General features: G+C 68.4%; 10 protein-coding genes. 3 read left to right on the plus strand and 7 right to left on the minus strand.

The annotated features are described in order from the left end of the window. Nucleotides 1-4: 4 nt before the first annotated feature. The 4 genes from ACEN2M_RS16425 to murI form a co-directional block, all read right to left on the minus strand. Entirely contained in the window at nucleotides 5-925 is a 921-nt protein-coding gene (locus tag ACEN2M_RS16425; protein ID WP_441649217.1) for a cation diffusion facilitator family transporter, read from the minus strand. A gap of 111 nt (nucleotides 926-1,036) precedes the next feature. Beyond that, a complete protein-coding gene (gene rdgB, locus ACEN2M_RS16430) occupies nucleotides 1,037-1,627 on the minus strand; it encodes an RdgB/HAM1 family non-canonical purine NTP pyrophosphatase (RefSeq protein WP_441649218.1) in 591 nt (196 codons plus the stop codon). A gap of 1 nt (nucleotide 1,628) precedes the next feature. Next, on the minus strand, nucleotides 1,629-2,363 hold the full coding sequence (gene rph / locus ACEN2M_RS16435) for a ribonuclease PH (protein ID WP_441649219.1): 735 nt from the start codon (nucleotides 2,361-2,363) through the stop codon (nucleotides 1,629-1,631). Continuing rightward, a complete protein-coding gene (gene murI, locus ACEN2M_RS16440; RefSeq protein WP_441649220.1) occupies nucleotides 2,360-3,247 on the minus strand; it encodes a glutamate racemase in 888 nt (295 codons plus the stop codon). The genes rph and murI overlap by 4 nt, the downstream gene beginning before the upstream one ends. Before the next feature lie 109 nt (nucleotides 3,248-3,356). On the opposite strand from murI, the gene ACEN2M_RS16445 reads away from it, so the two are divergent. Further along, nucleotides 3,357-4,658, plus strand: coding sequence for a beta-ketoacyl-[acyl-carrier-protein] synthase family protein (locus tag ACEN2M_RS16445; RefSeq protein WP_441649221.1), 1,302 nt, complete (start codon nucleotides 3,357-3,359; stop codon nucleotides 4,656-4,658). A 165-nt stretch (nucleotides 4,659-4,823) separates the two neighbouring features. Beyond that, the gene (locus tag ACEN2M_RS16450) at nucleotides 4,824-6,161 is read left to right on the plus strand and encodes a nicotinate phosphoribosyltransferase (RefSeq protein WP_441649222.1); all 1,338 of its coding nucleotides are present in this window, start codon (nucleotides 4,824-4,826) and stop codon (nucleotides 6,159-6,161) included. Between the two features lie 38 nt (nucleotides 6,162-6,199). Here the strand turns inward: ACEN2M_RS16450 and ACEN2M_RS16455 are convergent, their stop codons facing one another. From ACEN2M_RS16455 to ACEN2M_RS16465, 3 genes are read right to left on the minus strand one after another with little or no spacing between them, the layout of a single operon-like run. After that, on the minus strand, nucleotides 6,200-6,496 hold the full coding sequence (locus tag ACEN2M_RS16455) for a DUF3039 domain-containing protein (protein WP_441649223.1): 297 nt from the start codon (nucleotides 6,494-6,496) through the stop codon (nucleotides 6,200-6,202). A gap of 18 nt (nucleotides 6,497-6,514) precedes the next feature. After that, nucleotides 6,515-8,089: a hypothetical protein gene (locus tag ACEN2M_RS16460; protein WP_441649224.1), complete on the minus strand. Its 1,575-nt coding sequence runs from the start codon at nucleotides 8,087-8,089 to the stop codon at nucleotides 6,515-6,517. After that, nucleotides 8,065-8,838: an ABC transporter ATP-binding protein gene (locus ACEN2M_RS16465; protein ID WP_441649228.1), complete on the minus strand. Its 774-nt coding sequence runs from the start codon at nucleotides 8,836-8,838 to the stop codon at nucleotides 8,065-8,067. The genes ACEN2M_RS16460 and ACEN2M_RS16465 overlap by 25 nt, the downstream gene beginning before the upstream one ends. 2,052 nt (nucleotides 8,839-10,890) lie before the next feature. Here ACEN2M_RS16465 and ACEN2M_RS16470 point away from each other — a divergent pair. Next, complete coding sequence (locus ACEN2M_RS16470; protein ID WP_441649225.1) at nucleotides 10,891-11,583, plus strand: NTP transferase domain-containing protein; 693 nt, start codon at nucleotides 10,891-10,893, stop codon at nucleotides 11,581-11,583. Nucleotides 11,584-11,675: the final 92 nt, after the last annotated feature.

Consider the following 11,675-nt stretch of genomic DNA (forward strand, 5'->3'; position numbering starts at 1 on the left):
GCGCTCAGCGGTGCGAGTGGTGCTCGTGCTCGGCACCCGCCGCGTGATCGGCCGGCTCGAGCTGGAACGTGGAGTGTTCGACGTCGAAGTGCTGAGACAGGCACTCGGATAACTCGCGCAGCAGTTCGCCCGACTTGCCGGCCGACAGCAGGTCCGGCTCGACCACGATGTGAGCGCTGAACACGTGCGACCCCGACGTGATCGCCCAGACGTGCACATCGTGCACGGCGACAACGCCGGCGGTGCCCTCGAGGTGCTCCCGGATTGCCCGCACGTCGGTATCCGCAGGCGCTGACTCGCTGAACACCCGCACGACGTCGCGGAGCAGTCCCAGCGCCCGCGGCACGATCATGGCGGCGATCACCAACGAGGCGATGGAGTCGGCCTGGGCGAATCCGGTCGTGAGGATGACCACCGCGGCCACGATCACGGCCACCGAACCCAGCGCATCGCCGAGCACCTCGAGGTAGGCGCCGCGCATGTTGATCGACCCGGCGGCGGCCGGGCGCAGCAGCAGGATGCCGACGATGTTGGCGAGCAGACCGACAACGGCAACCACGAGCATCGGGGCGGCCAGCACCTCGGCCGGGGCGCCGGCGGTGAGGCGGCCGATGGCACCCACGACCACGAAGCCCGCCACCACCAGCAGGATCAGGCCGTTCAGCAGCGCCCCGAAGACCTCGGCCCTCTGGTACCCGAACGTCTGACGGTCCGTGGCAGGGCGGGCGGCGACGACGGTGGCCGTGAGCGCGATGATGAGGCCGGCGAGGTCGGAGAACATGTGGCCGGCGTCGGCGAGCAGCGCCAGGGAACCGGTGAGCCAGGCGCCCACGACTTCGACCACCAGAATCGTCGCGACCAGGCCGATGACGATCGACAGGCGCGAGCGATTACTCGTCGAAGCGGATGCGTGATCGTGGCCCATGCTTCAAAGCTACGAGCCCGCAGGGGCGAAAGCCAGCCCAGCCCCTAGTTGGGAATGAGTGCCGTTCTCAGCAGGTCAGGCCGACCGAGCCAGTTTGGCGATATGTGCCGGTCAGGCGCCCAAAAGCTCCGAGAGCACCGGGCCCAAAGCAGCGAACGCGATGGCCCGGTGACTCACGGCGTTCTTCACGTCTGCGGGCAGTTCGGCGGCAGAGACGGCGTGGCCGTCCGGCTGGAAGATCGGGTCGTAGCCGAACCCTCCGGCGCCGGCCGGTTCCCGCAGGATTCGGCCGGGCCACTCCCCCGTGACGGCCCGCTCCACGCCGTTCGGCAGGGCCAGCGCGGCGACGCAGGTGAAGTGCCCGGCCCGGTGCTCGTCGGTCATGTCGCTGAGCTGCCAGAGCAGCAGGCGCAGGTTCTCTTCGGAGTCCCTGGCCGGCCCGCCCCACCGGGCGGAGAAGATGCCGGGGGCCCCGCCCAGCACGTCCACGCAGATGCCGGAGTCGTCCGCGATGGCGGGCAGTCCGGTGTGCAGGGCGGCGGCACGCGCCTTGATCAGGGCGTTCTCGGTGAAGGTCGCGCCGTTCTCGACGGGTTCAGGGCCGTCGTAGGCCAGCACCTCGAGGCCCGGCAGCATCGGCGCGAGGATGCGGCGCAGCTCCTCGACCTTGTGGGCGTTGTGGGTGGCGAGAACGACACGCATGTCAGCGGCCCAGCGTGGTCTTCTGCAGCTCGGTGAGCGTGATCGCGCCGCCGAGGGCCAGGTCGAGCAGGGAGTCCAGCTCGCTGCGGTCGAAGGGGGCACCTTCGGCGGTTCCCTGCACCTCGATGAACTTGCCGCGTCCGGTGACGACGACGTTCATGTCGGTCTCGGCACGCACGTCTTCGGTATAGGCCAGGTCGAGCATCGGCACGCCACCGATGATGCCCACGGAGACGGCGGCGACGCTGTCGGTGAGCGGCTGCGCCTTCTGGGCGATGAACTTCTTCTCCCGGCCCCACTCCAGGGCGTCGGCCAGGGCCACGTAGGCGCCGGTGATGGCTGCGGTGCGGGTGCCGCCATCCGCCTGCAGTACGTCGCAGTCGATGACGATGGTGTTCTCGCCCAGGGCCTTCATGTCGACGACGGCGCGCAGGCTGCGGCCGATCAGCCGGCTGATCTCGTGGGTGCGGCCGCCGATGCGGCCCTTGACCGACTCGCGGTCCATGCGGGAGTTGGTGGAACGGGGCAGCATCGAGTACTCCGCGGTGACCCAGCCCTTGCCCTTGCCGGACATCCAGCGCGGCACCCCGTTGGTGAATGACGCGGTAGCGAGCACCTTCGTGCGGCCGAAGGAGATCAGTGCGGATCCCTCGGCCTGGTCGCTCCAGCCGCGTTCGATGGTGACGGGACGCAGCTGGTCGTTGGTGCGGCCATCGGCGCGCAGGATGTCGGTCACGGGTTCTCCTTGGGAAGGCGGGGGCTGAAAAGGCGGGGTGGGGTGGTCGAGGCGGCCAGTCTGGCCACCTCGCTCAGGCTGATGGTGCCGGTCGCGACGAGGTCCACGTGGGAGATCTCGGGGCCGAGCAAGCGGTGCGCCAGGCGCAGGAAGTCGTCGGCGCTGTCGCCGGTGGCCTCGTACCGGTAACTGGGCGGGGCAGCCTCGATCCGTTCGAGACCCTGACCCACCAGCACCCTGTAGACATCGTTGGCGGTCTCGGTGTGGCTGGAGACCAGGGTCACCGCGTCGCCCATGACGTAGGAGATCACGCCACGCAGGAAGGGGTAGTGGGTGCAGCCGAGCACGAGGGTGTCCACATCGGCCGCCTTGAGTGGGGCCAGGTATTCCTCGGCGACCCGCAGCACCTCGGCGCCCGTGGTGACCCCGGACTCGACGAACTCCACGAAGCGGGGGCAGGCCTGCGAGAAGAGCTGGATGTCGGTGGCAGCGGCGAACGCATCGTTGTAGGCCCGGGAGTTCACGGTGCCCGATGTGCCGACCACGCCCACCCTCTTATTGCGGGTGGTGCCCACAGCACGGCGCACCGCCGGCTGGATCACCTCGACCACGGGAACGCTGTACCGCTCCCTGGCATCGCGCAACACGGCGGCCGACGCAGTGTTGCAGGCGATTACCAGCAACTTCACATCCTGGGACACCAGGTCGTCGAGAACCTCCAGCGCGTACTCGCGCACGTCGGCGATCTTCTTCGGCCCGTACGGCGAATGGGCCGTATCGCCGATGTACAGGATCGACTCGTTGGGCAGTTGGTCCTTGATGGCCCGGGCGACGGTCAGTCCGCCGACTCCGGAGTCGAAAATCCCAATCGGTGCATCCGTCACGTCGATCAAGCCTAGCCGGGTTCGGCATTCGGCCACGCGTGACACTGCTATATGCCCAGAACCGCCCAACGTACGTGGGCCGGAATATAGCCGTAACTACACTCGGCATATGGGCCAGGCCAACCAGGCAGAGCCCGCACCGGAGACGTCCCTCGCGCCGTCTGAGGAGATGATCGTCATGAATGATCGAGTCGTAATCACCGGATTGGGAGCCCTCACCCCGCTCGGCAATTCCTGGACCGAGACGTGGGACGGCCTGACCAGCGGCCGCAGCGGCGTCGCCCGCATCACCCAATTCGACGCCACCGACCTGCCCACCCAGATCGCCGGAGAGGTCAAGGGTTTCGACCCGGCCACCCGGATGTCGATCAAGCAGGTCAAGCGGGCCTCACGCGCCTCGCAGATGTCCATCGCCGCCGCCCGCGAAGCCGTCGCCGACGCCGGCTTCGGCACGTCGATGGAGGGCATCCACACCGCGGTCATCGTCAACAGCGCCGTGTCCGGCTACGCCGAGATCCAGGATGCCACCGAGCACGTCAACGCCGGCAGCGCCCGACGCATCTCACCGCGCTTCGTACCGCAGTCATTGATGAACATGGCCGCCTGCGAGATCGCCATCGACCTGGGCGTGCACGGCCCAGTGAACGCCAGCGCACTTGCCTGCGCCAGCGGCGCATACGCCCTGCTCGAAGCCCGCACCATGCTCGTCATGGGCGACGCCGACGTGGTCATCGCCGGCGGCGTCGAGGCGGCCATCACCCCGGTGATGTTCGCCGGGCTCAACGCCATGCACGCCGCCTCCACCCACAATGACGAGCCCACCGAGGCCAGCCGGCCGTTCGATGCGAACCGCAACGGCCTGGTCTTCGGCGAGGGTGCCGTGGTGTTCGTGATGGAACTGCTCTCGCACGCCCGCGCCCGCGGCGCCCGGATCTACGCCGAGGTTCTCGGCGGGGCGCTCACCAGCGACGGCTTCAGCATCGTGGCGCCCGACCCGACCGGGCAGTACGCCAGCCAGGCCATCAACCGCGCCCTGGACAAGAGCAAGCTCAACCCCGCCGACATCGACATGATCGTCGCCCACGGCACGTCCACCCAGGCCAACGACAAGGCCGAGACCCTCGCCATCCGGCACTCGCTGCGCCACTTCGCCGACAAGATCTCGATCACCGCGCCCAAGTCGATGACCGGCCACATGATCGGCGCCGCCGGCGCGCTCTCCGCCCTGGTCGGCGCACTGTCGATCAAAAACGGCATCGTGCCGCCCACGATCAACCTGCGCACCCCCGACCCGGAGTGCACACTCGACTACACGCCGCTCACCGCGCGCATCCAGCCCATCAAGCACGCGCTGGTGAACGCGTTCGGCTTCGGCGGGCAGAACTGCATCGTCGCCTTCGGCGCCCTGTAGGCCTGCACCCCGCGTAGTAGGCCTACGCACAGCGACGCAGCTGCCTGCGGCGTGCTCGACTTGCCGCAATGGACCCCTTCAGATCGATCGAAGGGGTCTTTTTGTGCAATTCGGCGACGGCGACCCTGCGAGCGGCGCGGCGGGCGAGGCGGCTAGGCTTCTCGCGTGACCGAGTCTTCAGCATTTCGAACCGACCGCTACGAGCTCACCATGGTGGATGCCGCCATCCAGAGCGGCACCGCCGACCGCGAGTGCATGTTCGAGGCGTTCGCCCGCCGGCTGCCCGCCGGCCGGCGGTACGGCATCGTCGCCGGCACAGGGCGGCTGCTCGACCTGATCCGCGACTTCAGGTTCGGTGACGCCGAGCTCGACTGGCTGCGCGACAACAACGTGGTGCGCCCGCCCACCCTCGACTGGCTGGCCGACTACTCCTTCAACGGCAACATCTGGGGCTACCGGGAGGGTGACGCGTACTTCCCGGGCTCACCGCTCATCCAGGTCGACGGCACGTTCGCCGAGTGCGTCGTGCTCGAAACCCTGATTCTCAGCGTGCTCAATTACGACAGCGCCGTCGCCAGCGCCGCCGCCCGCATGGTGTCTGTGAGCCTGGGCCGGCCGCTGGCCGAGATGGGCTCCAGGCGCACCAGCGAGTACGCCGCCGTGGCCGCGGCCCGCGCCGCGTACATCGCCGGGTTCGCCTCCACCAGCAACCTCGAAGCCGGTCGCAGCTGGGGCATCCCCACCATGGGCACCGCCGCGCACTCCTTCACCCTGCTGCACGACAGCGAGGAGGAGGCCTTCCGCGCCCAGGTGGATGCGTTCGGCACGTCGACCACCCTGCTCGTGGACACCTACAACATCGAACGCGGTATCGAACTGGCCGTCGCTGTGGCCGGAACAGGACTGGGCTCGATCCGGATCGACTCCGGCGACCTGCCCACCGTCGCCGCCGCCGCACGGGCCCAACTGGACTCGCTCGGCGCCGTGAACACCCACATCACCGTGACCAGCGACCTGGACGAGTACTCGATCGCAGCACTGTCGGCGTCGCCCGTCGATGCGTTCGGTGTCGGCACGTCCCTCGTCACCGGTTCGGGGGCCCCGGCCGCAGGCATGGTGTACAAGCTGGTGGCGCACAAGAACGCGGCGGACGAGTGGGTGTCGGTGGCGAAGACCTCGGCGTCCAAGGCCTCCGTCGGCGGACGCAAGAGCGCGCTGCGCCGGCTGGACGCCACCGGCACCGCCCGCGAGGAGATCGTGATGGTCACCGCCGACGGCCCGGTCGTCGCTCCGAACACCGAGGGCCATCCGGACACCGCCGGTGCCACGGAGCGCTCGCTGCTGGTGCCGCTGATGGAGGCCGGCGTCGTCGACGAACGCTACCTCGGCGCGGCCGGCACCCGTCATGCCCGCGAGCAGAACGCGGCGGCCATGCGCGAGTTGCCGATCGACGCGTTCCGGCTCGGCCGCGGCGACGCCGTCATCCCGACGGTGTACCGCTAGAAACCTGCGCCGGCAGAACCAGCGGAGGTGGAGCGGGGTTAGTCCTGCTTCATCTTCTCGTAGATGGACTTGCAGGTCGGGCAGACCGGGAACTTCTCCGGGTCGCGTCCCGGCAACCACTTCTTGCCGCACAGCGCCTTGACCGGCTTGCCGGTCATGGCGGACTCGAGGATCTTGTCCTTCGGCACGTAGTGCGAAAAACGCTCGTGGTCGCCGGGTTCGATCTGCTCCTGGTTGAGCAGCTCCTCGAGTTCACGATCGAGGGTGGACGTTCCGCCACCGGTTTCGGGGCCCCGGCCGGGCTCTGCGATGCTCGCGCGAATGTCGTGTGTCATAACTTCAAGTGTATGCAGCTACGCGCGCAATGCGGAGGAGAGCATTTCGGGGCCACGACGTTCGAACGTGCGCGAGCCCAGCCATACCCCGCCGACCAACATCACGAAGCCGATGCCGAGTCCCCAGTACAACGCCGGCAGGTTCCAGACCGGATCCACGAAGATACCGAGCACAGCGCAGACGATGGCCGGCAGCGCCACGACGATCGACCCGACGAAGGTGAACGACTGAATGATCGCAGCCGCGGTATCCGAGGACTGTGGCTGCGCGAAGGGGCTGTCGCCCGGCTTCGTCGCCGGGTAGGGGAACCGGGCGGAGGTGAAGCTGGAGAAGCCCAGTCCGGCGAGCAGGATGCAGGTGCTCACGCCGAGCAGCCCGGGAAGCACCGCCCAGTCGCCGTACACGCTGACACTGAGGGCCGATCCGAGGCCGATCAGCGGGATGCCCACGAACAGTGCCGGCACCAGGCGACCGACGCGGTCGGCCACTCCGCGGGGTCCGGAGACCACGTGCAGCCAAATCGCGGTGTGGTCGTAGGCGACGTCGTTGTGCAGGGTCCAGCCGAGGAAGATGCACATGAGCGGAACCGGAACCAGCACGAGGTATTCGAATGGCATGCCGGCAAAGACGAGCGGCAGGATCACCAGAACCGGCACGATCGGGATCATGATCAGGGAGACCCAGTAGCGCGGGTCCCGGCCCCAGTAGGTGATACTGCGGGCCGCGATCGCGCCGATCGGGTTGTGCGGCATCCGGTCGAACCAGCCCAGTCCGCCGTAGGCCCTGGCCTGCGCCTCGCGACCCGGCGACACGAGCATCCGCGCCACCAGCCCCTGCCAGGCGAGCCAGAACAGGTACACGGTGAGGGCGGCGATGAGCAGCCGCAGGAAGGCAACGCCCCAGTCGCCCATCGCGGCGTCGCCCGGCACAGCCCAGGCAGCACCCAGCGGCGTCCAGCCAAGGATGGCGGCGAATCCGCCGATCATGTCCAGCCCGTACTTGCTCCAGTCCACGTTGACCAGCAACACCACCACCGGGGTGATCATGACGATCAGCAGGATGCCCACGATTCCGGTGAATTCCCGGGACCGGCGGGTGGAGAGCAGGAAGGCGGAGATCGACGTGCTCACCCTGGAGGCGAGCATGCAGGTCGCCAGCAGCAGCGCGGCCGCCAGGATGGCGAACAGGGTTTCCCCCACTCCCCTTGACCAGGTCACGACGGTGCCGAGCAGCACCAGCGCCAGTGTCGTCGCCGGCACCCCGACCAGCGCGGACACGGCCAAGCCGAGCGAGAGCTGTTTGTTCGGGATGCCCATGGTGGAGAATTTGCGCGGGTCCATGCTGTCGTCCACGCCGAAGACCAGCGGTACGAGGATGAATCCGAGCACCACAACCGAACCGCCCACAATGAGGCCGTCACGGATGGCTCCGACATCGTCAACGAAACGGAACGCGACAAGCATCGCCACCAGCGCGGCGGCGACGAGCAACCCGTAGATCAGGCCGAGCACCACTCCCACGACCTGCCAGGGGCTGCGCCGGAACAGATTGGCGAGAAGCCTCAGTTTCAGTCCGAGAAATTGTGCAACCACTCCAGGCCCTCCGCAACCTTTCGTCCGCCGGCCAGGTCGACGAAACGCTCTTCGAGCGACACGTTGCCGCGCACTTCGTCGATGGTTCCGGCGGCCAGCACAGAGCCTTGCACGATGATGGCCACGTGGTCGCAGACCCGCTGGATCAGGTCCATGCCGTGGCTGGAGAGGATCACGGTTCCGCCGGCGGCGACGTAGCGCTGCAGGATCTCGGTCACGTTCACGGCCGACACCGGGTCGACCGATTCGAACGGCTCGTCGAGCACCAGCACACGCGGTGAATGGATCATGGCGCAGGCCAGGGCGATCTTCTTGGTCATGCCCGCCGAGTAGTCGGCGACCAGGCGGTTGAGGGCGTCCTCGAGGCCGAAGGCCGCAGCGAGGTCGGCGGAGCGGGCGCGCACGGTTTCGCTCTCGAGGCCGCGCAGTACGCCGGCGTAATAGAGCAGCTGCGCACCGGTGAGCCTGTCGAACAGCCGCAGCCGGTCGGGAAGCACTCCGATGGTGCGCTTGGCGGCCACCGGGTCGGCCCAGACATCGACACCGTGCACGTGAATCGAACCGGAGTCCGGCCGCAGCAGCCCGGTGATCATGGACAGGGTGGTGGTCTTGCCCGCACCGTTGGGACCGACGATGCCGTAGAACGATCCGGCCCGCACCTCGAGGTTGACGTCGGCGACGGCCACGTTCTGGCCGAAACGCTTGTTCAGCCCGCTGACGGCGATCTCCACGGGGGCGAGATCACCGATGACGGCGGATGCGCCGGTGCGCGGAGCCAGCGGCTTGCGCACGACCGGCGGGATGCGCTGTGCCGGCGCGGCGAGAGGCGCGGCGACAACGGGTGCAACGTCAACCGTTGCAGCGACGATGGGTGCGACGACGGCTGGCGCCGGCACTGCTTTGGCGGGCCGGGTGGTGTCCGCGGCCAAAACGACGGGCGCCGTGTGCGTGACCGGCGCAGCGTCCTTGGTCGGCTCGGCGTCCGTTGTCGGCGCAGCGTCCTTGATCGGCGCAGCATCCTCTGTTGCACCCGGAGGCCTCTCCCCGGCCTGCTTCGGCGCGAATACGGGCAGTCGCCAAAACGGGCGCTTCGCGGTCCACGACGGCTTGATTGCCGGGGTGCTTTGCGCCGGCGTCAGCACCGCCGTGTCGTCCTGGTCCATGGTCGGCAGGGTGAGAACAATGGTCTCTTCGTCGCCGGTCGGCACGGACGCGCTCACATCGCTCTGGGGCCCAGACGCGTCGGCGCTGCTCGCGTCAGCCGGCTCGGTCGGCGTCGCACCGGCCACGGCAACCGGGAGAACGACGGTGGGAGCGTCTTCGACGGGCGCAGGGGCGTCGTTTTCAGCGACGACAGGCTCAGCGACGACAGGCTCAGCGACGACTGGCTCAGCGACAGTCGGCTCGGCCGCAGTCGCCTCGGTGACAGGCGGCTTGGCCTCGACGGGCGCTGCAGCGGCGGTCTTGGCAGCAGCAGGCTTCCTGGCAGCAGGCCGGGCAGCAGCAGGCTTCGCGGCTGTCGCGTCGGCGGTCGCGGGACCGTCTGCATTCGACCGTGCCGCAGCGGCGGCCGCAGCAGCAACGGTGGCGGCGCGTGCGGATGCTGTGGCAGCGGACCGGGCGGCAGCGGACTTCGCCGCGGCTGCCTTGGTCGCGGCGGCTCTGGCGGCTCCGGCCTTGGTGGCCGATTCAGTCTTGGCGGCGGCGGCCCTGGCCGCTGCGGCCTTCGAGGCGGCGGTTCGTGCGCTGCTCGATCGGGCAGCGGCGCTCGCGGGCTTCTCCGGAGCGGCGGCCGTCTCGGCGGTGCCGGCCTCAACCGGGGTCGGGGCTGCACCGACAGCGGCGGCGGGCTCGTCCTGGTCGATCACTGCTGCGGCTGCAACGGCCGCTGCGGTGTCCGCCGTAGCGGTCGTAGTGGCAGGAAGCCGGGTGGCCTTGGACACGGCGGGCTTCACCGGCGCCTTGCGAGCTGCGGGGGCGCGTGTCACCGTGACCCGGGCGGCGACCGTGGCGGGTTCGTTGCGCGCAGCACTGTCAGTAGGCGCAGCGCTCTCGGCAGGCGCAGCGCTCTCGGTAGTCGCAGCGCTGTCCGGGGCGGTGGTCGCTGTCACATCCGCTGCCAGCGCGGACGCGGCCGGCTTCTTCTTGGCCGGGGTGCGGGTGGTGGCGCTGGTTCGGGGGGCCGCCGGAGTGCGCGGTGCGCGGGTCGTGCTCCGCACGGGCTTCACCGGGGTGGCAGATTCCTCCGGGGTCACGGCGTCAGGCGTTGCGGCTTCGGGCATCGCCACGTTGGAGGTCGCTGAATCAACGGTGCGCGGCGCACGGCGCACGGGGGCCTTGCGAGGGGCCTTCGCGCCGGTTTTCGGCGCGGCAGCAGCATCAGGAGAAACGGGCTCATGGGGGCGGTCCGCAGGGGTGGCGTGTTCGATGGCACTACCCTCGCGTTCCAGCTCCGTATCGGGAACGGGCAAGACCGGAGTCTGCTCGTCAGGCTCGGAGTTCGGAGGCACTGGAGTCACCTCGCTAACTTACCAAGGACCGTCTGACCTCGCTGAGGCCGACGGGTTCCGCAGGCGGATTCCCACTAAACTTCCGACCGGAATCCCTGATCCGCCCGCCGCTCGAATCGTCACGATCCGGACACGCATTGGGCGGTCCCTTCCCCCAGAACGGGGTCTTCAGCTAGTCTGAAGGTGGCATAACGGTGTGTCTGTATGTGAACTTAGGGGTGAACCGCAGGCAAACTCGGCGAAAACGTCCGGCCATTGCGGGGCCACCCAGATCTTTCTTAGGAGATATTCGTGACCACCCAGGTAGTAATACTTGCAGCAGGAATGGGCAGCCGACTCGGCCGCTCGCTTCCGAAACCCCTGACCGAGCTCAATGACGGTCGCACGATCATGCAGCAGCAGTTCGACAACATCGAGCACGCCTTCGGCAAGAAGACCAAGGTGACCATCGTGGTGGGCTACAAGCTCGAGCACATCATCGAGGCGTTCCCGCAGGCATCCTTCGTGTACAACGAGCAGTACGACGTGACCAACACGTCCAAGAGCCTGCTGCGCGCCCTGCGTGCCTCCGGCAACGGCGGCGTGCTGTGGATGAACGGCGACGTCGTGTTCGACCCCGCCATCCTCGACCGTGCCGCTTCAATGATGAAGCGCGACCAGTCGTTCGTCACCGTCAACACGTCCAAGGTCTCTGACGAGGAAGTCAAGTACACGACAAGCGCCGAGGGCTACATCAAGGAGCTGTCGAAGACCGTGAAGAACGGGCTCGGCGAGGCCGTGGGCATCAACTACGTGTCCGCCGCCGACAAAGCGATGCTCATCCACCACCTCAGCAAGGTGGGCGACCAGGACTATTTCGAGCGCGGCATCGAGCTCGCCATCGAGAAGAACCGCATGCTCGTCGAGCCCGTCGACATCTCGGACTTCTACGCTGTCGAGGTCGACTTCGCCGAAGACCTCGAGCGCGCGAACCTGTTCGTCTGACCGAGCAGGAGTCGTGGGGGGGGGGGGGGGGGGGGGGGGGGGGGGGGGGGGGGGGGGGGGGGGGGAGGGGGGGGGGGGGGGGGGGGGGGGGG

The sequence above is a fragment of the Cryobacterium sp. W22_MBD10_FK3 genome (assembly GCF_052113745.1).
Classification (GTDB): domain Bacteria; phylum Actinomycetota; class Actinomycetes; order Actinomycetales; family Microbacteriaceae; genus Cryobacterium.

What these genes read in the sequence shown, in the direction of transcription:
- ACEN2M_RS16455 (WP_441649223.1), bottom strand. Translation starts at nt 6,496, where the DNA reads ATGACACACGACATTCGCGCGAGCATCGCAGAGCCCGGCCGGGGCCCC.
- ACEN2M_RS16425 (WP_441649217.1), bottom strand. Translation starts at nt 925, where the DNA reads ATGGGCCACGATCACGCATCCGCTTCGACGAGTAATCGCTCGCGCCTG.
- rdgB (WP_441649218.1), bottom strand. Translation starts at nt 1,627, where the DNA reads ATGCGTGTCGTTCTCGCCACCCACAACGCCCACAAGGTCGAGGAGCTG.
- ACEN2M_RS16445 (WP_441649221.1), top strand. Translation starts at nt 3,357, where the DNA reads ATGGGCCAGGCCAACCAGGCAGAGCCCGCACCGGAGACGTCCCTCGCG.